We start from the raw sequence: 20,546 nt of genomic DNA on the forward strand, positions 1-20,546 counted from the left end.
ATCTTTATGAACACCCCAACGTCGGGCTATGGCGCAGCCTGGTAGCGCGTCCGTCTGGGGGACGGAAGGTCGCAGGTTCGAGTCCTGCTAGCCCGACCAAATTACACCGACGTTTATGGCATACAGGCCAGATCCCGCTCTGGCACCAGGGGGGATCGAGATGACAGGTGTTTGCCCAAACCAACAGCTAGAGGCGATGATCGCGCGCGGTGAGATCACCGCCGACCCAGAGGTTCTGCCTGCCCAGATTCAACCTGCCAGCCTTGATTTACGACTGGGAACAGTGGCTTACCGTGTACGCGCCTCTTTTCTTGCGGGCGAAGGCCGGACTGTCACGGATCGCTTGACCGAGTTTGAGATGCACCGCATCGATATCTCGGATGGCGCGGTTCTGGAAAAGGGCTGCGTCTATCTGGTGCCCCTGATGGAATCGCTTGCCCTGCCCGACAGCATGAGCGCCGTGGCCAACGCCAAAAGCTCGACCGGGCGGCTGGACCTTCTGACGCGGACGATCACTGATGGCGGCACCGAGTTCGACCGCGTGCCCGCAGGTTACACAGGCCCACTTTATGCCGAAATCTGCCCGCGCTCGTTCTCGGTTCTGGTTCGTCCCGGGATGCGTCTGAATCAGATTCGTTTCCGCCAGGGTCAGGCCGTATTGTCCGATGCGGAACTGAGGTCCTTGCATGCCGAATCTCCGCTTGTGGACGGACCTGCCGTCATTCAGGACGGTCTGGGCTTTTCGGTCGACCTGCAACTGCCCGAGACCGATCTGGTGGGCTATCGCGCCAAACCTCATACCGGGGTGATCGATCTGGATCGAATCGGTGAATACGATCCGCAAGACTATTGGGAAGAGGTGCGCACCAAAGATGGTTGCATCATCCTGGACCCCGGCGCGTTCTATATCCTTGTCAGCCGCGAGGCGGTGCACATACCACCGATGTTCGCGGCTGAAATGGCGCCCTATCTGGCGATGGTTGGTGAGTTCAGAGTGCACTATGCAGGGTTCTTCGATCCCGGTTTTGGCCATGCCGCTGCCGGGGGGGCCGGTTCCCGTGGCGTGCTTGAGGTGCGCTGCCACGAAGCGCCATTCGTGCTGGAACACGGACAGGTCGTCGGGCGTCTGGTCTATGAGAAAATGACTGAAATGCCGACGCAGCTTTATGGTGCGGGCATTGCCTCGAACTATCAGGGTCAGGGCCTGAAACTGTCAAAGCACTTCAAAGCCGCAAGCTGACCCCTAGAACTTCATGAACCGGCGCATTTGACGGGTCACGCGCTGTGCGTGCCTGAGGTTCTGCGCATGTCGCGGTGCACTGGTTTTTCCGGGCCCATTCGATGTGCCGGATCCGCCGCCCTTTCGGCTGGCCAGATCGATACCCTTGTTCACACCTTTGTTGACCAGACGGCGCATGACCTGGCGCACAATCATGTCGATGATCCGGTTTGCATTCATCGCTCAACTCCGCGTCCGCACGCTCAAAGATAGACGCTTTATGCGGCAACAAAAGGGCTGTTCGATCAATCTTCTTCGAACAACTCGCTCTGGTCTTCATCAACTTCGTCCTCGCGCCCTTCGCCCAAAGGGATCGCACCCGGAGGGGGCCGATTCTCCAACAATCCCGCGGCGCGCAGTTCTTTCAGGCCTGGCAGGTCGCGCGCGTTCTCCAGGCCAAAATGATCCAGAAACTCAGGCGTCACCACAAACGTCACCGGACGGCCCGGCGTCATGCGGCGGCGGCCCAGCTTGATCCACTCCATCTCAAGCAACTGATCGATGGTCCCGCGCGAGACCGACACGCCCCGGATTTCCTCGATCTCGGCCCGTGTGCAGGGTTGGTGATAGGCCACGATGGCCAGAGTTTCGATCGCAGCGCGGCTGAGTTTGCGCGTCTCGACCGTTTCCTTCTGCATCAGAAAGCCCAGATCAGGGGCCGTGCGGATGGCCCAGGCGTCCCCTACACGCACAACGCGCACGCCACGCCCCTCATACCGTTTCTGAAGCAATTCAACCGCTTGCGCCGCGTCGCTGCCATGGGGCATCCGCGCCTCAAGATCCGCAATCGTCACCGGCTCGGCGCTGGCGAACAGAACGGCTTCGACCATACGCTCCTGCTCTGCCAGCGGAGGCGCCTCGAACAGCGTACCGGTCTCTTCAGGGGCATCAGTCACGTGTTTCGGTCCTCTTGCGCAATTGGATCGGAGCGAATGTCTCGCTCTGCTTGATTTCCATATGTCCTTCTTTCACCAGTTCCAACGAGGCCGCAAAGGTCGCCGCCGTTGCCGACCTGCGCCGTACCGGGTCGGAATCCCAGCCGTCGGGCAGGTAAGTTTCCATGTCGGTCCATGTCCCGGCAAACCCGATCAGCGGGCGCATCCGTTCCAGTGCCTGTTCCATGGTGAATACCGAATCGCGGTCCATCACAAACGGGCGGAATTCATCACGGGTGCGGATGCGGGCATAGCCCTGCATCAGATCCAGCAGCGTGGCGGAATAGGTGACGGTGCGGATCCGGGTGATATCTTCGCCCTGCCCGCGTTTGAAGAAATCCCGTCCCAGCTGATCGCGCGCCATCAACCGCGCAGCCGCATCGCGCATCGCCTGCAAACGTTCCAACTGAAACGCCAGATGTGCGGCCAGTTCCTCACCCGATGGTCCTTCGTCATCCGGATCTGGCGGCAACAGCAGGCGGGATTTCAAAAAGGCCAGCCAGGCCGCCATCACCAGATAGTCGGCGGCCAGTTCGATCCGCAGCGCCCGCGCCTTTTCGACAAAGGCAAGGTATTGCTGCGCCAGCGCCAGAACCGAGATTTTCCGAAGGTCGACCTTCTGCGTGCGCGACAGGGTCAGAAGAACGTCCAGCGGGCCTTCGAACCCATCGACATCAACAATCAGCGCTTCGGCCGCAAGACGATCTGCGACCGAGACAGGGTCTTCGCTGAAAAGATTATCGTTCATATACCTGCCCGCCCATTAGGGCAGATAGTTCCGCCTCGACGGCAGGGATGTCAAGTTCCTGCGGAGCTTTGCGCATCGCCAGCGCCCGTTCTGCGCGGGCCTGTGCCACATCGGACATTTCCCCGGCAGCTTCCAGCACCTCGGCGCGCTCGGCAAAGCTTCCGTTGCAGTGTAGAACGACGTCACAGCCCGCGCTTATGGCTTGCCGCGACACCTCAGCGGGCGTTCCGCTGAGCGCCTTCATCCCGATGTCATCGGTCATGATCAGCCCGCCGAAGCCAATCCTGTCGCGGATCACATCCATCATGGTTGCCGAGATTGTGGCAGGTTGCGGGTCAATCCGGTCATAGACCAAATGCGCAGTCATCCCCATCGGCAGGTCGTTTAAGGCCCGGAACGGCACGAAATCGCTGCGCTCAAGCTCATCCAGGGGCAGATCCACATGCGGCAAGTCATGGTGGCTGTCCAACGTGGCACGTCCATGGCCCGGAATGTGTTTGAGCACCGGCAACACACCGCCATCCAGATGACCCTGCGCCACGGCTTTGCCAATTCTGGAAACGCGTTCAGGATCAGCGTCATAACAGCGGTTCTTCAGAAACTTGTGCGTCTCGGGACGCGCGACATCCACCATGGGCGCACAGTTGCTGTCGATGCCCAGACCAAACAATTCATCGGCAATCAGGCGGTACCTCAGATACATGGCGCGCTCGGCCTGCTCGGCGGCATTGGCCACGTGATCCAACGGAGGCAGCCATTCGCGGGCCAGCGGCGCCCGCAGGCGCTGCACGCGGCCGCCTTCCTGATCGATGGTGATCGGGCAATTGCGCCCGACAGCCTCGCGGAAATCATCACACAAGGCGCGCACCTGATCCGCGTGTTCGATGTTGCGGGCAAAAAGAATGAACCCGAACGGGTTCATTTGCCGAAACAAGTCTTTTTCCTGTTGCGTCAGGCGCAGGTCCTCTGCATCGGTGATCGCGGCACCGTACTTCACCTGACGGCCACCGGGATACAATCAGCCCCTTGCGCAACAAGCGCGGCACAAAACTGGCGCGAGTCGCTCAGGTCTTCAAAGCCCAGCACGCGCAGGCGGTAAAAGGTGCGCCCACCGCTTGAGGTCTTCTGAATAACGCGCTGTTTTCCGGCCATATATTCGCTGAACTTCCCGTTCAGGCGATCCCATTCCGTTTGGGCAACCTGAACGCTGTCATAGGCCCCAAGCTGCGCCAGACGCGTGCCTTTCACCAGCGTATCAGGATCAACATCCAACCCAACCGCAGCCTTCACCGCAGCATTGATAGCGTCTTCGGAATTCTCACTTGGCGACACCCGGCTGCGTGAGGCGCGTGCCGGGCGGGTCAAGGGGCGCAAGGACCGGCGCACGCCCGGCAGCGCGGCAATGGCCGGGTCCGGCAAGGCGGCTGCGAAATCGGCCGGGTCAATTGCGGGTTCTTCCTCGGGGGTGGTCAGCGATGCCACTTGCACGCCATCCTCAGCGTTTTGCTGCGTTTTGGCTGCTTCACCAGCCAATTCCGCAACCAGCGCATCCACTGCGTTCTGGCGCAATCGGGCGGCTTCCTGGGTTGAAATCGGCTTTTCCACGACATGCAGCGCCGGTGTCGGCTTCAGATCAGCGGCAGGTACGTCTTCATCCGTCAACGAGACCGGCCGCGGCGCAAGGATCAGACGATCCGCCGGGGCGGCAGCACTGCCCTTGGCGGCCACGGCATTGACGGCCAAGCCCTGATGATCGGCCGGTGTTCCGCCCGGGTTTTCGGGCTGCACCCGCATCGGCCCTTCGGCCGCACGCACGACCGGCACGCCGCTGACATCCCGCATGACAAGCTTGTATCCCCAGATACCGACGCCGGCGACCAGTGCCAACGATGCGACAGCCCCCAGGAAATTGACCGCCCGCCCCAGTCCGAACGCGCCGCGCGGCGCGTCGTAATCCTGCATCTCGTCGGGATAGTCATACGCATCCTCGAAATGCGCTTGATTCGGGTAATCATTCTGCCCGGGGCTTTGGTGCCCCGAGAAATCGTAACTCGCCATGTCCGCCTCACTGCCCGCTTCGCGCCCGAAAATAAGGCGCGCGGGTCATTTCTTGCCTACCTCGTACCGGCGGTTCGGGCGATATTTGTTACCGCATCTCCTGCGCCGGGGTGACGCCAAGAATACCCAAGCCCGCTGAAATCACAACAGAAACGGCCCTGGCCAGCGCAATTTTCGACTGGCTTGTGGCAACATCGCCATCCTGAATGAAACGCAACTGGGTTTCATCATTGCCCTTGTTCCACAGAGCGTGAAAATCCCCTGCAAGTTCATACAGATAGAAGGCGACGCGGTGCGGTTCGTTGGTCCGCGCAGCGATCTCGACCAGGCGTGGCCATTCCGCCAGCTTCTTGGCAACCGTCAGTTCGGCCGGGTGGTCCAGCGACGCCAGATCAGCCCCTCGCAAGGTGTCGTCGGTGGCGTCGATCCCCGCCTCGGCGGCACGGCGCAGCACGCTCATCACCCGGGCATGGGCGTATTGAACGTAGAACACGGGGTTCTCGCGGCTCTGTTCCAATACCTTGTCGAAATCGAAATCCAGCGGCGCGTCGTTCTTGCGGGTCAGCATCACGAAACGGGTCACGTCGGGACCAACCTGATCGACCACATCCCGCAGGGTGACAAAGTTCCCGGCCCGTTTCGACATCTTGAACGGTTCGCCATTTTTCCACAGTTTCACCAACTGCGTCAGCTTGATATCCAGCGGCACATTGCCATCGGACAAGGCCGACACGGCCGCCTTCATCCGCTTGACATAGCCGCCATGATCCGCCCCGAACACGTCGATCAACGCGTCAAAGCCACGGCTCACCTTGTCATAGTGATAGGCGATATCGGGGGCGAAATAAGTCCAGCTGCCATCCGACTTCTTGACCGGGCGGTCGACGTCATCACCATGTTCGGTGGATTTGAACAAGGTCTGTTCGCGCGGCTCCCAATCTTCGGGCTTTTTGCCCTTGGGCGGCTCCAGCACGCCTTCATAGATCAGGCCCTTTTCGGTCAGCGATTGCAGCGCGGCCTCGATCCGGCCCGTGCCATAGAGCGATTTCTCCGAGAAGAACACATCCATCTCGACGCCCAGCGCCTTCAGGTCGGCGCGGATCAGGTCCATCATCGCGTCGGTCGAAAACTCGCGCAGCTCTTCCAGCCATTCGCTTTCCGGCTTGTCGATCAGGCTGTCGCCATATTTCTCTTTCAGCGCCTCGCCGATCGGGATCAGATAGTCGCCGGGATACAGCCCTTCGGCAATCTCGGGGCTGAGGCCATTGGCCTCGCGATAACGTTCGTAGGCCGACCGCGCCAGCACATCCACCTGCGCGCCGCCGTCGTTGATATAGTATTCACGGGTCACGTCATGGCCCGAATAGGCCAGCAGGCTTGCCAACGCATCCCCGAACACCGCGCCGCGTGTGTGCCCGACATGCAGCGGACCGGTCGGGTTGGCCGAGACATATTCGACATTGACCTTCTGACCCTGCCCCATGGTCGAGCGCCCGAAATCGGTGCCTTTTTCCAGAACCGCCGCCAACACACCTTGCCAAACGGACGGCGCAAGACGCAGGTTCAGGAAACCGGGCCCTGCCACTTCTGCGCTTGTGATCCGGTCATCTGCCGCCAGTTTCCCGGCCAGAACATCCGCAATGTCGCGCGGCTTCATCCTGGCTGGTTTCGCCAGCACCATCGCGGCGTTGGTTGCCATGTCCCCATGGGCCGCATCGCGCGGCGGCTCGACCGCCACGTTGTCAAAGCTCAGCCCCTCGGGCAATGCGCCTTCGGACTGCATCTGCGCCAGCGCGTCCAGTACAAGGCCGCGGATCTCGGAAAACAGGTTCATTTCGGATGTCCTTTTGCTTGTCGCGGGGTTTACCACGCAAACCGGCAAGGTCAATGGACGCCTAATGTTTAAGCTTGGTTTGGCGAAACATCTCGCTAATCTTGGGCCTGTACGCCGCTACCGGAGACCGTTTGTGCACCGCGCCTTGTCCTTTGCCTTGCTTTTGTCCACCGCCTTGCCTGCGCTGGCCGACCTGCCACAGCCCAAAGGCCATGTGCTGCTGACGCTGGGCGGCGCGGTCAGTGAAACAAACCTGCCTGCGCGAGGTGAGAATGACGGCGGTCTGCTGGGCTATCTGGAGGTCACGCATGACGGCGCGGCAGGGTTTGACGCAGCCATGCTGGACGGGCTGGAGCAGTTCGAGATCACAATCCCCTATGGTCCTCCGGGCAATGAGCGGGATTACAGGTTTTCGGGCCCGCTTTTGGCAGACGTCATGACACTGGCGGGGGCCGAGGGGAAAACCGCTTTTCCCATGGCGCTGGATGGGTATCAGGCTGAAATCGAGTGGGACAGTATCGCAACGCACAAACCGATCGTTGCAACGCATGCTGATGGCGCACCGATGGGGATCGGAGGCTATGGCCCGACAATGATCGTGTTCCCACCGACAAAGAACGCCGATCAGTCTGCGAGACAAGCGGCTCAGCAAGTCTGGGCCATCGCTTACATAGCCGTGGAGTGATCAGCCCGTCAGCCGCGCATGGTCCTGCAAGGCAAATCGGTCGGTCATGCCCGCAATGTAATCGGAAACAATGCGGGCCAAGGCTGTGTCGTCCCTGGCAGCTTCAATGTCATCGTGCCAGCGCACAGGCATTTGCCTGGGATCGTTCATGTAGATCGGAAACAGATCTTCCACGATCTTTGCCACCTCTGCCCGCACTGACATCACCCTGGGTGCGCGATACATACGTGTGAACAGAAACGCCCGGATTTCACGCAGTTGCGCCCAAACCTCATCCGAGAACTGGATGACAAGATACCCAAGATGTCGGATTTCTTCGACGGACTGCGCGCCAGAAACGGCAATGAGATCGTTCGAAGTGTTGATGACATCCCCCACCATGACCCCGAAAACCCGCCTTAGCGCTTCGTGACGCCGGCGATAGGAATCCAGCCCTGGGTATCTGGCATCCACCTCGGCGTAACACACCCCGACAATCGGCAGGTCCTGCAAATCGTCATCCGTGAACAAGCCTGCGCGCAATCCGTCCAGAAGATCGTGATTGTTGTACGCTATGTCATCAGAAAGGGCCGCAACTTGCGCTTCCGCGCTGGCATGGGTGTGCAGTTCAAGATCGAATTCCTGATTGCACTCGGCCAATGCCCAGGGCAGATCGCCCTCAACCGGGCCATTGTGCTTGGCTATTCCTTCCAGACATTCCCAGGTCAGGTTGCACCCATCGAATTCTGCATAGTGGCGCTCCAGCTTTGTGACGATCCGAATGGCCTGCGCGTTGTGATCAAAACCACCAAAGGGTTTCATCAACGCGTGCAACGCGTCCTCGCCGGTATGTCCAAAGGGCGTGTGCCCCAGATCATGCGCCAGGGCCACGGCTTCGGTCAGCTCTGGGTTCAGGCCCAGAGCACCGGCAATGGTCCGGGCCACCTGCGCCACCTCGATGGAATGGGTCAGGCGGGTGCGGTAGCTATCGCCCTCATGCTCAACGAAAACTTGCGTCTTGTGTTTGAGGCGCCGAAAGGCACTGGCGTGAATGATCCTGTCCCGGTCGCGCTGAAAGCATGATCGGAAACTGCTTTCCTCCTCGGCTACGAGCCGCCCCCTGGTGCGGTCCGGATCCGAGGCAAAACTAGCTCTGTCCAAATGGCCCGTCCTTGTCGCCTGTCCTTGCACTTTCTATATTGTATGGCGTAACGGAAGGAAACCTTTGGAGACCGGCATGAATCTGCCCCCAACAGTCACGGATCGCGCCTTTGAACGCCTCGCAGAAATCGGCGCGGCGGATCAGGGTCAGGCACTGCGCGTCGCAGTGGAAGGCGGCGGTTGCTCGGGGTTTCAATACGAAATCGCTTTGGATACGCCGAAAGAAGATGATCTGGTCCTTGAAGGCAAAGGGCAAAAAGTCATTGTCGACGCCATTTCGCTGCCCTTCCTGGAAAACGCGGTTATCGACTTCACCCAGGAACTGATCGGTGCGCGATTTGTAATCGACAACCCCAACGCCACCTCTTCCTGTGGTTGTGGCACATCTTTTTCGATGTAACCGTGGGGGCTTTGCCCCCACACCCCCAGGATATTTTCAGCCAGATGAAGCAGGAGTCCGCCCTCTGACCGAAAGACCAGAGGGCTTCACCTGGCGCGGTCATCGGCGTCCCCGCCTGTACCGCCACTTCAGCTTGAAGAAATTCGGTTAATAATCCGTTTCTTCATCTGGCCAAAAATATCCCGGAGCGCGAGGCAGAGCCTCGCAAATACGATCTCCGCCTTGCCGTTGGGCCCGTTCTGCGCGATAGGTTGGACCAAGTCTTCGGAGGATCGCGCATGAAAATCGCCACGTTCAACATCAACGGCATCAAAGCGCGGGTCGAAGCCCTGCCCCGTTGGCTGGACGAAGCGCAGCCGGACGTTGTGCTGTTGCAAGAGATAAAGTCGGTCGATGAAAACTTCCCGCGCGAGATATTCGAAGAGCGTGGGTTCAACGTGGAAACCCATGGACAAAAAAGCTTCAATGGCGTTGCAATCTTGTCGAAGCTTCCCCTCGAGGATGTATCCCGCGGCCTTCCCGGCGATGACGCGGATGAGCAGGCCCGTTGGATAGAAGCCACCGTCGTTGGTAAAAAGGCTCTTCGGATCTGTGGATTGTACCTGCCCAATGGCAATCCGGCGCCCGGCCCGAAATACGATTACAAACTGGCATGGATGGAGCGGCTTTATCACCGTGCCCGTGATTTGCTGGCAACCGAAGAACCTGCGTTGATAGCGGGGGATTACAACATCATCCCGCAGGTGGAGGACGCCAAACGCCCCGAAGCATGGCGCGAAGACGCATTGTTCCGCCCCGAAAGCCGCACCGCGTTTCGCAAGATCCTGAGTCTGGGCTTCACCGAAGCGTTCCGGGCCACCACCCAAAGCGCGGGGCACTATTCATTCTGGGACTACCAGGCCGGGGCCTGGAACCGGAACGACGGAATTCGGATCGATCACTTTCTGCTGACCCCGCAAGCGGCAGATCTAATGCGGGATTGCCAGATTGATGCCGCCGTGCGCGGGCATGAAAAACCCTCGGATCACGTGCCTGTCTGGGTCGATCTTGATATTTAGCGGTTCAGGCCGTGACGTCGTAGCTGTATATCCATTCGTAGCGACGTGACAGTTTCCGTCCGATGGCCATAAGCGCACATTGGGCCGCCAAACGGGCGGGGCCTGACAGGTGGAAATTGCGTGCGTTCGACCCGGCAGCGGCAACCACGCTTTCTGCCCTTGGTCGGCGCGTTTTCTCGTAGGCGGCAAGCGCACTGGCGACACCCGAATGTTCGTCGAAAGATCGTGCGAGCACCCAGGCATCTTCCAGCGCCAGGCAGGCGCCTTGTGCCATGAACGGCAAGGTCGGATGCGCCGCGTCCCCCAGCAATGCCAAACGACCGTTCTGCCATTCTTCTGCGACCGGGCGCAGGAACAGGGCCCACAGATTCACATCCGAGACCTTTGACAGAATCTCACCTACCGGACCGCCGAACCCTGAAAAACGTGCACGCAATTCATCCGGATCGCCGTTCAGCTTCCATCCCTCTTCCCTCCAGTCCGAGCGTTCCTCGACCGCAACGATGTTCATCATGCTTTGATCGCGCAAAGGATAGGTTACGACATGCCGACCCGGCCCCATGGTCAGGGATGCCGTCACCACGCCTGAATCCGGTCGCCAGGGAATGGTGGCGCGCCAGGCGACCTGGTGCGTGAACTCGGGTGTCTCGGGCCCGTTCAGAGCCGGGCGAATCGCGCTTCGGCCACCGTCGGCCGCGATGACGCATTCGGCGCGCAGCCGTTCGCCGCTCGCCAACAGAATTTCGGCTTCGTTGGGGTGTTTGTGCACGTTGGAAACCTTGGCCCCCAGACGGACATCCACGCCGGCCTTGCGGGCCGCAGAATGCAGCAGATTCAACAGATCGGCGCGGTGAAAGTAATAGGTCGGGCCAGCCGAAGGACCGGGCAGCCGGCTGACAACGCGGCCTTTGCGGTAATCGCGCAAGATCGTACCGTGCGACTTCTGGCCCGCAGACAGATCCGCCACCCCAAGCGCGCGCAACACGCACAACCCGTTTTCACTGATCTGCAGACCGGCGCCAACCTCGGTCAATGCCGGGGCTTGCTCTAGCAGGGTGACCTGCGCCCCGTGTTGCCGCAGCGCCAACGCAGCCGCCAGACCGCCGATGCCGCCACCAATTACACAGAAATTCAACCGATTGATCTTCATGCCCCCCGCATAACGCAAAAACGCCAGAGCCACAGGCCCCGGCGTTCGAAATTTTCCAGTTTCACCCGGCGATCAATCGTCGCGGTGGACCTTTTCGCGGCGCTCGTGGCGCTCTTGCGCCTCCAGCGTCATGGTCGCAATCGGACGTGCATCCAGGCGTTTCAGCGAAATCGGATCGCCGGTCTTTTCGCAGTAGCCGTATTCACCTTCTTCGATCCGGCGCAGGGCTGCGTCGATCTTGGCAACCAGCTTGCGCTGGCGGTCGCGAGTCCGCAGCTCCAGAGCGCGATCGGTCTCCTCGCTCGCGCGGTCTGCGACATCCGGAATGTTTCGGGTGTTGTCCTGCAGCCCTTCGATCGTATCGCGGCTGCCCGCCAAAAGCTCATTCTTCCAATCCAACAGCTTGCGGCGGAAATATTCAAGCTGACGTTCATTCATGAAAGGTTCATCTTCGGCCGGACGGTAATCCTCCGGCAGAAAAACTTCCTGTTTCATATTTGCTCCCTCGGTATGGCCAGAAACGTCGGTCGCGGATGTTTCACCTGACATTTGGCACCCCCTTCTGCGCAGCGTTTAGCCGACGGGCGTGGGATTGTCACTACACAAACGTTGCTTCAGCCCGCCCTCGTGCTGTTTTGTCTAAATATGAGACAAACAACAACAAAACCCTGTTTTTCTATGAAATTTAGCAGGCCTTTTTGAGGCAGGTGTCAATTGGCAGGGTACATTCGCGCGCACGAATCAACCAAAAGGGCTTGGAGTTCCTGCAAAAATCGCCTCAACCGACGCAGGGACGCGGGTTGTCAAAATCATTGACCGTCTGTAACCCGGACAACACAACCTGCCCACGGATCACGAAAAACCACACGAGACGCCCATGACCGCACGCTTTCAAGGTACAGCCGAATATGTCGCCACTGACGATCTGACGATTGCCGTGAACGCCGCCGTCACACTTGAACGCCCATTGCTGGTCAAGGGCGAACCCGGCACCGGCAAGACAGAACTTGCCAAACAGGTGGCCGGCGCGCTGGGGCTGAGGATGATTGAATGGAACGTGAAATCCACCACCCGCGCGCAGCAGGGCCTGTATGAATATGACGCGGTCAGCCGCCTGCGGGACAGCCAGTTGGGTGAGGAACGCGTGCATGACGTGTCGAACTATATCCGCAAGGGCAAGCTGTGGCAGGCCTTCGAGGCCGACGAAAAGGTCGTTCTGCTGATCGATGAGATCGACAAGGCGGATATCGAGTTTCCAAACGACCTTTTGCAGGAACTCGACAAGATGGAGTTCCATGTCTACGAGACAGGGGAAACCATCCGGGCCAAAAACCGCCCGATCGTCATCATCACCTCGAACAATGAAAAGGAATTGCCGGACGCGTTTCTGCGCCGCTGCTTCTTCCACTACATCCGCTTCCCGGACGAGGCCACGATGCGCCGCATCGTCGAGGTTCATCACCCCGGCATCAAGGATGCGCTGCTGACCACCGCCCTGACCCAGTTCTATGAAATCCGCGAGACGCAGGGGCTCAAGAAAAAGCCGTCAACATCGGAAGTGCTGGATTGGCTGAAGCTGCTGCTGGCCGAGGACCTGAGCGCCGAAGACCTCAAACGCGGCGGCACAGATGCGCTTCCGAAACTGCATGGCGCGTTGCTGAAGAATGAACAGGACGTGCATCTGTTCGAACGTCTGGCCTTTATGGCACGCGGCAAACGATAGCCGGACGGTGACCAGACGGTGATCATGGCTTGCCTTGCGGCGGCCCGGATGCCAGCATCGGCCCATCTGGCGAAACAGAGCTTCGCCGCCCACAGAATTGGATGACTCGCGTGGCGAACGCACTGACAATCCGCACCCTGCGTGCCGAGGACAAAAGCCAATGGGCCGACATGTGGCGGGACTATCTGGCATTTTATGAAACCGCCCTGCCCGATGATGTATACGAAACAACCTTTTCCAGACTGCTGGGCGACGACCCGCAGGATTTTTCCTGTTTCGTTGCCGAGCAGAATGGCGCCTTGGTCGGGTTAACACATTATCTGTTTCATCGCCACGCCTGGAAGGTGGAAAAGGTCTGCTACCTGCAAGACCTGTTCGCGCGACCCGAGGCACGAGGGGCAGGCGTTGGCCGGGCCTTGATCCAAGCGGTCTATGACGAGGCCGATCGTCAGGGCGCGCCGTCGGTCTATTGGCTGACCCAGGATTTTAACCACACTGCGCGGAAACTGTATGATCGCATCGGCACACTGACACCGTTCATCAAGTACGCCCGCTCATGAAGCGATTGAGTGCCCTTTTTCTGGCACTGGTTGTTGCCGGCTGCGCGACGGTTGAAACGATCGAGCTGCCCGATCAGGTCGCGCCCATCGAAGCAAGCCTGCCGCCTGCCAAGTCTTTTTCAACGGCACGTCCTTCGCCGCCTGCTCGATCGAACAAGAACATCGCCTCGGATTTCTTGTCCCTGCATTTTGAACTGGAAAGCGGCGCCGCCCTGCCCGTTTTCACGCGATTTGAGACCCCGGTCACAGTCCGCCTGGCCGGATCGCCGACCGCAAGCATGCAGCAAGATCTGACCCGGTTGCTCAACCGCCTGAGGCGTGAAGCCGGAATCAACATCCGACAGATCGACGAAGGCCAGGCGAATATCACCATCGAAGCCGTCAGCCAGAAAGACATTCTGCGCATTCTGCCCAACGCGGCCTGTTTCGTCGTCCCCAACTCCTCCAGCCTTGAAGAATATCGCCGTGACCGCCGAAAGATCAAAAGCAGCTGGACAGAACTGCACAAACGCGAACGGCTTGGGATTTTCATCCCATACGACGTCAGTCCGCAGGAAATACGTGATTGCCTGCATGAAGAACTGGCGCAAGCGCTTGGTCCGCTGAACGATCTGTATCACCTGCCGGATTCGGTGTTCAACGACGACAATATCCATACGGTTCTGACCGGGTTCGACATGTTGATCCTGCGGGCTGCCTATGCGCCGGAACTGCGCACCGGCATGACCCGCGATCAGGTTGCCGCGGTCATCCCGGGGGTTCTGAGCCGGATGAACCCGCGCGGGGACAGGGTGCCCGTTCAACCCTTTACGGATACACCGCGCGAATGGATTGACGCGATCCAGAAATCACTGGGACCGGGCGCGGGGTCGCCCAGACAGCTGCGCGCTGCCCGAAAGGCGGCACGGATCGGTCAGCAGCAGGGATGGACGGATCACCGCCGCGCCTATCCCCATTACCTGATGGGCCGGATGGAACAATTCCGGGACCCCATCGAAGCCCAACGCCAGTTTCAGATTGCGCAGCAATTTCTGAAGGCCACGCCCGGCACAGAGGTGCATCAGGCCTATGTTACCACGCAAACCGCGGCATTCGCGCTGGCACAGGAAAAGGGACCCAGTGTTCTGCCCGAGCTGAACAGGGCCATCGATGTCATGACACGGGCAGAAAATGCGTCTTTGCTGGCCACGTTGCTGTTGCTGAAATCAGAAGCGCTGAAACAGGCGGGGCAGATACAGCAGGCACGTGCCGTCAGGCTGGACAGCCTGGGATGGGCGCGGTACGGGTTTGGTTCGGATCTGGTGGCCCAGTCGTTGTCGCGGGACAACGGTCGAAGACATACGGATGGCACGAAAGACGGATGACGCGCATATGTTGGTAGTTCTGGGAATGGCGGCACTGGGTGCAACCTTGGGCGCCCTGACCGCGAAAAAGCGCAGCGGTAATCGGGCCGACATGGCGCAATATGCCGCCGGATACGGCATTGCCTTTGCGCTGGTGGGTCTGGTGATCTCGTTGATTCTGGTGCGTTTGGTGGCCTGACACGATGTTCCTGCCCTTTTTCGAAAACCTTCGCAAAGCTGGCATCCCGGTATCGCTGCGGGAGTATCTGACTTTTCTGGAAGGCATGAAAAAGGGTCTGGCCACCTATGATATCGAGGCGTTCTACTATCTCGCGCGCGTGTCGATGGTGAAGGACGAACGCAACATCGACAAGTTCGACCGCGCCTTTGCCGCCAGTTTCGAAGGACTGAACGAGATCAGCTTCGATCAGGTTCTGGAAGCCGTTGACATCCCCGGCGACTGGCTGGCCAAAATGGCCGAAAAGCACCTGTCTGATGAAGAAAAAGCCGAGATCGAGGCGCTTGGCGGTTTCGACAAGCTGATGGAAACGCTGCGCGAGCGTCTCAAGGAACAACAAGGCCGCCATCAGGGCGGCAACAAGTGGATCGGCACGGCCGGGACCTCTCCTTTCGGGGCCTATGGCTACAATCCCGAAGGCGTGCGCATCGGCCAAAAGGAAAGCCGCCACCAGCGCGCGGTCAAGGTTTGGGACAAGCGCGATTTCAGAAACCTGGACGACACGGTTGAACTGGGCACCCGCAACATCAAGGTTGCCCTGAAACGCCTGCGCCGCTGGGCGCGCGAAGGTGCTGCGGAAGAACTGGATCTGGACGGCACCATTCGCGCTACGGCCGAGCACGGCTATTTGGATGTCAAAACCCGACCCGAACGTCACAACGCGGTCAAGGTTCTGCTGTTTCTGGACGTTGGCGGATCAATGGACCCGCATATCAAAGTGGTGGAAGAGCTGTTTTCAGCCGCACGGTCCGAGTTCAAGCATCTGGAGTATTTTTATTTCCACAATTGCCTTTACGAGGGCGTCTGGCGTGACAATCGCCGCCGCTGGGACCAGCAGACGCCCACGCATGAAGTGTTTCGCACCTATGGGCACGACTACAAATGCATCTTCGTCGGCGACGCCTCGATGAGCCCGTATGAAATCGCCTATCCCGGCGGCGCCAACGAGCATTGGAACGCAGAGGCCGGGCAGGTCTGGCTGCAACGCGCGCGGGATCAATGGGCGTCGAACCTGTGGATCAATCCCGTGCCCGAGAAGTATTGGGAATACACCCACTCCATCAGCATGATTCAGGAGATCTTCGAAGGCCACATGGTGCCGATGACCCTGGCCGGGCTGGAACAGGGCATGAAAGCGCTGACCCGTTGAGGTCAGCGCCAGAGTTTACCCGGCAATTACCTGAATCCCAAGAAACAGGATCGCTGCCAGCATTGCAGCGGCGGGAACCGTGATAACCCACGCAGCAACGATGGTCAGGAAATGCGACCGACGAACCAGCTTGCGGCGGCGGCGTTCTTCCGGCGCGACGCGGGGGCGTTCAGGGAAAGCCCGGCTGGCGCGTCTCAGCCGTCGCTCGGCATCCCATTCCCGAAAGAACCCGACACCGAAGACAGCGCCAACCGCGATGTGGGTGGAACTGACAGGCAGGCCCAGCCAGCTTGCAACGATCACCGTGATTGCGGCCGACAGGGCAACGCAATAGGCCCGCATCGGGTTGAGCTTGGTGATCTGGCTGCCGACCATACGGATCAGTTTCGGACCAAACAGGAACAGGCCGAACGATATCCCGAACGCACCGATGACCATGACCCAATAGGGAATGCTGACGGCATGAGTGAAGTCGCCCGAGGCAGAAGCCTGCACAATCGCGGCCAACGGTCCCACCGCGTTGGCAACGTCATTTGCACCATGCGCAAAACTCAGCAGTGCCGCAGACACGATCAGCGGAATTCCAAACAGAATTTTCAGCGACTTGTTGCGGTTTTCAAGCCCCTCGGACTGGCGGCGGATCACCGGGATCATCACTGCCCAGATCAGCCCGCCACACGCCGCACCAATCAGCAACGCTGTCCCGAGATCAATCTTGATGATTTTCTTGAGACCCTTGAGCGCCAGATAAGATGCAAAGGCGCCCGCCATGATCCCGACCAGCATCGGCACCCATTTGCGGGCCGCGGCGATCTTGTCTTCCTGATAGATGATCCTGGCCTTGATGAACCACAGGAAACCGGCTGCGACCAAGCCCCCCAGAAGTGGCGAGATCACCCAGCTGGCAGCGATCTTGCTCATGGTGCCCCAGCTTACGGCGCCGAACCCAGCCGCAGCGATCCCTGCCCCCATTACACCGCCCACGACCGAATGCGTGGTGGAAACCGGCGCGCCGATCCAAGTCGCCAGATTGACCCAAAGCGCCGAGGACAGCAGCGCAGCCATCATCGCCCATATGAAGACGTCGGCTGTTCCCATGCTTTCCGGCGCGATGATTCCCTTGGCGATGGTCGACACGACATCGCCCCCGGCAATGAGCGCCCCGGCACTTTCAAAAACAACGGCAATCGCGATGGCACCGCCCATCGTCAGCGCATTCGCCCCCACTGCGGGACCCATGTTGTTGGCGACGTCATTGGCCCCGATATTCAGCGCCATATAGGCCCCGAACATCGCCGCGATCACGACGACAAGTGAATTGTTGCCCTGCCCGAACAGGAAAGCGGCCACAAGGCCTGCGACGACAATGAATGCCAGGGCGATCCCTGAGCCCACAAAGGGTCGTCCAGCCTGTGCGGTCGCCATTTCGAGGCGTGAAAAGCGCCGCAAATCCCGGTCGAGTGTTTCCAGGTGACGCGCTTCATAGTTCTTGTCGGTCATGGGTCCCCCATCGATAGCGCCCTGTCGGTTAAGTGGGATCGTTGAAATAATCAACAGCTCATATCGCAAGATCACAACTTATCGAAGGTTGTGCCGATTTCGGCGCACGAAAAAAGGTTATGCCGAATTCGGCGCACGAAAAAAGATTATGCGGGTCCCGACGCACATCCCGCAGGTGTGACTTGCGCAAAGCCCATGTTCGGACCATATCTTTGACATGCTTCGATTGACCCCGATCCTGCTGGCAATTGGCTATGCCATCGTGATGTACCGCATTTCGGTCTGGCGCACCCATCGTGAGTTGGACGCAAAATCGACCGAACTGGCCGACCCGGTGCTGAAACGTATGACGGACCGGCTTGCCGCAGCTTTGGAAATCGATCGGGTCCCTGTCTATATCTACGAGATTGACCCGGTGAACGGGCTGGCTGCTCCGGATGGTCGGATTTTCATCACGCGCGGGTTTTACCGAAAATTCCGCAACGGAGAGGTGTCGGCCGAGGAAATGGCCAGCGTGATCGCACATGAGCTGGGACATGTAGCCTTGGGTCACGCAAAGCGACGGATGATTGATTTTTCAGGCCAAAACGCGATGCGGACGGCGCTGATCATGGTGCTGAACCGGTTTATTCCGTTTATCGGAGCGATGATTGCGAATGCCTTGACATCATTACTGGCCTCGCGCCTGTCACGACAGGATGAGTATGAGGCGGACGAATATGCCGCCGCCTTGCTGACCAAGGCCGGAATCGGGATCGGGCCGCAGAAATCCTTGTTTCACAAGCTGGAAGACCTGACGCAACAACGGGCGGGCGTTGCCCCGGCATGGTTGATGAGCCACCCGAAAACAGGTGAGCGCATTGCGGCACTGGAGGCCCTTGAGCAGCGTTGGGCGCGTGGCTGAGGGTACGCAGCGAGAGGCCAGCCTCTCGCGCTCTCCGGGATATTTTTAGCCAGATGAAGTGGGATCCAGTTTATTGGGTGAGCGCCTTGCCAAGGCGTGGAAGGCGGGCCTTTTTCATCAGCGCCCGCAGGGTCCATTGGTGGCCGGAAAGGCGGATGGCTTCACTCAGAACGCGATCGGCGATGGTCGCCAGGCCGTCAGGGTCAGATAGCCAGAGACCATGCAGCAAGCCGTCGGGATCTCGGCGGTCGAGCCCCTCCTCTGCCAGAATATTTCTGGGGAAATCCTTGGCGTTGACGGTCACGATGACGTCGGCCGAGGCGGTGATGGCCGTCGCCAGAACGTGGATATCGGCTGCGTCGGGCAGCCAGAGGCGCTGCTCCAGCCCCGGGACCGGCGCGCGTTCGGCCTGTGGCCACTGCGCTTGCGCCAAGGCAATTTCGGCGCGGGCTTGCGCCTCGCCCGTCGGGCCCAGCTTGCGCGCGGCGCGGGCCCATTCTTCGAGGATGCGGGCAGACCAGATCGGAGTGAAATGGCCAAGGCGGGCCGCGCCCAGCAGCATCTCGCGCATCACCGTGGGATAGATGACGCAGGTGTCGAGAACGGCCTTCACAGGCGGTAGAACACTGCTTTGAGGTAGCCGCTTTCCGCCAGTTGCGGCAGTTGCGGGTGATCGGGACCCGCAAACCCGGTGTGGATCAATTGCGCCTGACGCCCGGCGCGCCCGATCCCACGGGAGGACGCATCGCGGAACCGGCTCAGGTCAGCCGCGTGCGAACACGAACACAGCCCCAGATAACCACCGGGTTTGACCAGAGGCGCCGCCAGTCGTGCGATACGTTCATAGGCGCGCAGCCCCGCATCCAGCGCTTGCCTGGACGGTGCAAACGCGGGCGGATCGCAGATCACCACATCAAATCGCGCGCCTTCTTCACCCAGTTGAGTCAGAACCTCGAACGCGTCGCCCTGTCGGGTCTGGAACTTTTCAGCAAGGCCCGACGCCTCGGCCCCTTTTTTCGCCAGGTCGAGCGCGGCGGCTGAGCCATCGACGGACAATGCCTGCCCCGCACCGCCTGCAAGCATCGCCAGACCGAAGCCGCCCACATGGCTGAACACGTCCAGCACCTGCGCATCGGGATGAATCAGGCGCGCGGCAAAGGCGTGGTTGGGGCGCTGGTCGTAAAACAGCCCGGTCTTCTGACCGCCTGTCAGATCCGCCATGTAGGTGGCGCCATTCATCGGTACCGGCAGGGGCGCATCGGGCGCGGTTCCGCGCAATACCTGGTTGACGTCGTCCAACCCCTCCAGCCCGCGTGTACGGCCCGAGGCGTTCTTCAGCACCGTGGTCACGCCAGTGACTTTGACCAGAGCTTGGGTCAGCACATCCAGGTGCGCCTCGGCCCAGGCCGCGTTCGGCTGAATGACGCAGGCCACGCCAAAGCGGTCGATGATGACGCCGGGGAAGCCATCCGCTTCGGCATGGATCAGGCGATAATACGGGGCGTCAAACAGGCTTTTTCGCAGATCGAGGGCGCGCTGCAAACGGTTCTCGAACCACGTCGCGTCAAGCTGCGCGTCGATGTCATGGTCCAGCACCCGGCACATGATCTTGGACGCGGTGTTGACCGCGACCAGCGCGACGGGCGCCCGTTTGTCATCTTCGAGCACGGCCAGAGCGCCCGCCGGAATTTTTCGGGTACGGCGGTCGGTGACGATGTCATTGGCGTAGACCCAGGGGAAACCATGGCGCAGGCCGCGCGCATTGGCTTTGGGTTTCAGGCGGATACGGGGACGGTCGGCAGATTGGGTCATGGCGCCCTCATAGTCCTGAACGCGCCGGT

Annotated in this window: 22 protein-coding genes and 1 tRNA gene; 11 read left to right on the forward strand and 12 right to left on the reverse strand. The window is 60.0% G+C overall.

All coding sequences use genetic code 11. The features are described from left to right. Positions 1-22 precede the first annotated feature (22 nt). Together ACR3E6_RS14955 and ACR3E6_RS14960 are read left to right on the forward strand one after the other, a co-directional pair. Positions 23-99 (forward strand) — tRNA-Pro (locus ACR3E6_RS14955). A 61-nt stretch (positions 100-160) separates the two neighbouring features. Next, the gene (locus ACR3E6_RS14960) at positions 161-1,240 is read left to right on the forward strand and encodes a 2'-deoxycytidine 5'-triphosphate deaminase (RefSeq protein WP_480487823.1); all 1,080 of its coding nucleotides are present in this window, start codon (positions 161-163) and stop codon (positions 1,238-1,240) included. A gap of 3 nt (positions 1,241-1,243) precedes the next feature. Here the strand turns inward: ACR3E6_RS14960 and ACR3E6_RS14965 are convergent, their stop codons facing one another. The 6 genes from ACR3E6_RS14965 to argS form a co-directional block, all read right to left on the reverse strand. Beyond that, positions 1,244-1,459 (reverse strand): hypothetical protein, encoded by a 216-nt coding sequence (locus ACR3E6_RS14965; protein ID WP_171723108.1) that lies wholly within the window; start codon positions 1,457-1,459, stop codon positions 1,244-1,246. A gap of 65 nt (positions 1,460-1,524) precedes the next feature. Beyond that, the gene (gene scpB, locus ACR3E6_RS14970; RefSeq protein WP_171631878.1) at positions 1,525-2,175 is read right to left on the reverse strand and encodes an SMC-Scp complex subunit ScpB; all 651 of its coding nucleotides are present in this window, start codon (positions 2,173-2,175) and stop codon (positions 1,525-1,527) included. Continuing rightward, complete coding sequence (locus ACR3E6_RS14975) at positions 2,168-2,962, reverse strand: segregation and condensation protein A (protein ID WP_171204907.1); 795 nt, start codon at positions 2,960-2,962, stop codon at positions 2,168-2,170. The genes scpB and ACR3E6_RS14975 overlap by 8 nt, the downstream gene beginning before the upstream one ends. Continuing rightward, on the reverse strand, positions 2,952-3,959 hold the full coding sequence (gene nagZ / locus ACR3E6_RS14980) for a beta-N-acetylhexosaminidase (RefSeq protein ID WP_480487826.1): 1,008 nt from the start codon (positions 3,957-3,959) through the stop codon (positions 2,952-2,954). The genes ACR3E6_RS14975 and nagZ overlap by 11 nt, the downstream gene beginning before the upstream one ends. Continuing rightward, positions 3,956-5,020, reverse strand: coding sequence for an SPOR domain-containing protein (locus ACR3E6_RS14985; RefSeq protein WP_480487828.1), 1,065 nt, complete (start codon positions 5,018-5,020; stop codon positions 3,956-3,958). Before ACR3E6_RS14985 ends, nagZ begins: the two co-directional genes overlap by 4 nt. Positions 5,021-5,108: 88 nt before the next feature. Beyond that, positions 5,109-6,854: an arginine--tRNA ligase gene (gene argS / locus ACR3E6_RS14990; protein WP_480487830.1), complete on the reverse strand. Its 1,746-nt coding sequence runs from the start codon at positions 6,852-6,854 to the stop codon at positions 5,109-5,111. A gap of 133 nt (positions 6,855-6,987) precedes the next feature. Between argS and ACR3E6_RS14995 the strand changes: the two genes are divergently transcribed. After that, on the forward strand, positions 6,988-7,539 hold the full coding sequence (locus ACR3E6_RS14995; protein WP_480487831.1) for a putative pterin-binding protein: 552 nt from the start codon (positions 6,988-6,990) through the stop codon (positions 7,537-7,539). Here ACR3E6_RS14995 and ACR3E6_RS15000 read toward each other — a convergent pair whose 3' ends face one another. Continuing rightward, positions 7,540-8,679 carry a deoxyguanosinetriphosphate triphosphohydrolase gene (locus ACR3E6_RS15000; RefSeq protein ID WP_480487833.1) on the reverse strand — a complete coding sequence of 380 codons (1,140 nt, stop codon included), beginning with the start codon at positions 8,677-8,679 and terminating at the stop codon, positions 7,540-7,542. Positions 8,680-8,755: 76 nt separating this feature from the next. Between ACR3E6_RS15000 and ACR3E6_RS15005 the strand changes: the two genes are divergently transcribed. Together ACR3E6_RS15005 and xth are read left to right on the forward strand one after the other, a co-directional pair. Further along, entirely contained in the window at positions 8,756-9,079 is a 324-nt protein-coding gene (locus tag ACR3E6_RS15005) for a HesB/IscA family protein (RefSeq protein ID WP_152458245.1), read from the forward strand. 278 nt (positions 9,080-9,357) lie between these two features. After that, a complete protein-coding gene (gene xth / locus ACR3E6_RS15010; RefSeq protein WP_480487835.1) occupies positions 9,358-10,137 on the forward strand; it encodes an exodeoxyribonuclease III in 780 nt (259 codons plus the stop codon). Positions 10,138-10,141: 4 nt separating this feature from the next. Here xth and ACR3E6_RS15015 read toward each other — a convergent pair whose 3' ends face one another. Both ACR3E6_RS15015 and dksA read right to left on the reverse strand, forming a co-directional pair. Beyond that, positions 10,142-11,320 (reverse strand): FAD-dependent monooxygenase, encoded by a 1,179-nt coding sequence (locus ACR3E6_RS15015; protein WP_480487837.1) that lies wholly within the window; start codon positions 11,318-11,320, stop codon positions 10,142-10,144. A gap of 39 nt (positions 11,321-11,359) precedes the next feature. Beyond that, a complete protein-coding gene (gene dksA / locus ACR3E6_RS15020) occupies positions 11,360-11,782 on the reverse strand; it encodes an RNA polymerase-binding protein DksA (RefSeq protein ID WP_171167736.1) in 423 nt (140 codons plus the stop codon). A gap of 382 nt (positions 11,783-12,164) precedes the next feature. Between dksA and ACR3E6_RS15025 the strand changes: the two genes are divergently transcribed. From ACR3E6_RS15025 to ACR3E6_RS15045, 5 genes are all read left to right on the forward strand, one after another. After that, on the forward strand, positions 12,165-13,010 hold the full coding sequence (locus ACR3E6_RS15025) for an AAA family ATPase (RefSeq protein WP_171723102.1): 846 nt from the start codon (positions 12,165-12,167) through the stop codon (positions 13,008-13,010). Between the two features lie 101 nt (positions 13,011-13,111). After that, complete coding sequence (locus tag ACR3E6_RS15030; protein WP_171631848.1) at positions 13,112-13,570, forward strand: GNAT family N-acetyltransferase; 459 nt, start codon at positions 13,112-13,114, stop codon at positions 13,568-13,570. Then, positions 13,567-14,934 carry a DUF2927 domain-containing protein gene (locus ACR3E6_RS15035; RefSeq protein WP_480487839.1) on the forward strand — a complete coding sequence of 456 codons (1,368 nt, stop codon included), beginning with the start codon at positions 13,567-13,569 and terminating at the stop codon, positions 14,932-14,934. The genes ACR3E6_RS15030 and ACR3E6_RS15035 overlap by 4 nt, the downstream gene beginning before the upstream one ends. Then, positions 14,915-15,112, forward strand: coding sequence for a hypothetical protein (locus tag ACR3E6_RS15040; protein WP_171630689.1), 198 nt, complete (start codon positions 14,915-14,917; stop codon positions 15,110-15,112). The genes ACR3E6_RS15035 and ACR3E6_RS15040 overlap by 20 nt, the downstream gene beginning before the upstream one ends. Before the next feature lie 4 nt (positions 15,113-15,116). Further along, the gene (locus ACR3E6_RS15045) at positions 15,117-16,301 is read left to right on the forward strand and encodes a vWA domain-containing protein (RefSeq protein WP_480487841.1); all 1,185 of its coding nucleotides are present in this window, start codon (positions 15,117-15,119) and stop codon (positions 16,299-16,301) included. A gap of 15 nt (positions 16,302-16,316) precedes the next feature. Here ACR3E6_RS15045 and ACR3E6_RS15050 read toward each other — a convergent pair whose 3' ends face one another. After that, entirely contained in the window at positions 16,317-17,801 is a 1,485-nt protein-coding gene (locus tag ACR3E6_RS15050; RefSeq protein ID WP_171631841.1) for an inorganic phosphate transporter, read from the reverse strand. Between the two features lie 217 nt (positions 17,802-18,018). Here ACR3E6_RS15050 and ACR3E6_RS15055 point away from each other — a divergent pair, with 217 nt between their 5' ends. Further along, complete coding sequence (locus ACR3E6_RS15055; protein ID WP_152458255.1) at positions 18,019-18,705, forward strand: M48 family metallopeptidase; 687 nt, start codon at positions 18,019-18,021, stop codon at positions 18,703-18,705. Positions 18,706-18,775: 70 nt separating this feature from the next. Here the strand turns inward: ACR3E6_RS15055 and ACR3E6_RS15060 are convergent, their stop codons facing one another. Beyond that, on the reverse strand, positions 18,776-19,318 hold the full coding sequence (locus ACR3E6_RS15060) for an RSP_2648 family PIN domain-containing protein (RefSeq protein ID WP_171167719.1): 543 nt from the start codon (positions 19,316-19,318) through the stop codon (positions 18,776-18,778). Further along, positions 19,315-20,517, reverse strand: a complete 1,203-nt coding sequence (locus tag ACR3E6_RS15065; RefSeq protein WP_480487843.1) for an RSP_2647 family RNA methyltransferase — start codon at positions 20,515-20,517, stop codon at positions 19,315-19,317. Before ACR3E6_RS15065 ends, ACR3E6_RS15060 begins: the two co-directional genes overlap by 4 nt. Positions 20,518-20,546: the final 29 nt, after the last annotated feature.

The organism is Ruegeria sp. AL3, from assembly GCF_056536065.1.

Bases quoted from the DNA above. Each gene is read 5' to 3' on its own strand.
- ACR3E6_RS15040 (WP_171630689.1), top strand. From the start codon at position 14,915: ATGGCACGAAAGACGGATGACGCGCATATGTTGGTAGTTCTGGGAATG.
- ACR3E6_RS15030 (WP_171631848.1), top strand. From the start codon at position 13,112: ATGACTCGCGTGGCGAACGCACTGACAATCCGCACCCTGCGTGCCGAG.
- ACR3E6_RS15065 (WP_480487843.1), bottom strand. From the start codon at position 20,517: ATGACCCAATCTGCCGACCGTCCCCGTATCCGCCTGAAACCCAAAGCC.
- ACR3E6_RS14965 (WP_171723108.1), bottom strand. From the start codon at position 1,459: ATGAATGCAAACCGGATCATCGACATGATTGTGCGCCAGGTCATGCGC.
- ACR3E6_RS15035 (WP_480487839.1), top strand. From the start codon at position 13,567: ATGAAGCGATTGAGTGCCCTTTTTCTGGCACTGGTTGTTGCCGGCTGC.
- ACR3E6_RS14960 (WP_480487823.1), top strand. From the start codon at position 161: ATGACAGGTGTTTGCCCAAACCAACAGCTAGAGGCGATGATCGCGCGC.
- ACR3E6_RS15045 (WP_480487841.1), top strand. From the start codon at position 15,117: ATGTTCCTGCCCTTTTTCGAAAACCTTCGCAAAGCTGGCATCCCGGTA.
- argS (WP_480487830.1), bottom strand. From the start codon at position 6,854: ATGAACCTGTTTTCCGAGATCCGCGGCCTTGTACTGGACGCGCTGGCG.
- xth (WP_480487835.1), top strand. From the start codon at position 9,358: ATGAAAATCGCCACGTTCAACATCAACGGCATCAAAGCGCGGGTCGAA.
- ACR3E6_RS15025 (WP_171723102.1), top strand. From the start codon at position 12,165: ATGACCGCACGCTTTCAAGGTACAGCCGAATATGTCGCCACTGACGAT.
- ACR3E6_RS15050 (WP_171631841.1), bottom strand. From the start codon at position 17,801: ATGACCGACAAGAACTATGAAGCGCGTCACCTGGAAACACTCGACCGG.
- ACR3E6_RS14975 (WP_171204907.1), bottom strand. From the start codon at position 2,962: ATGAACGATAATCTTTTCAGCGAAGACCCTGTCTCGGTCGCAGATCGT.
- dksA (WP_171167736.1), bottom strand. From the start codon at position 11,782: ATGAAACAGGAAGTTTTTCTGCCGGAGGATTACCGTCCGGCCGAAGAT.
- ACR3E6_RS15005 (WP_152458245.1), top strand. From the start codon at position 8,756: ATGAATCTGCCCCCAACAGTCACGGATCGCGCCTTTGAACGCCTCGCA.
- ACR3E6_RS14985 (WP_480487828.1), bottom strand. From the start codon at position 5,020: ATGGCGAGTTACGATTTCTCGGGGCACCAAAGCCCCGGGCAGAATGAT.
- ACR3E6_RS15055 (WP_152458255.1), top strand. From the start codon at position 18,019: ATGCTTCGATTGACCCCGATCCTGCTGGCAATTGGCTATGCCATCGTG.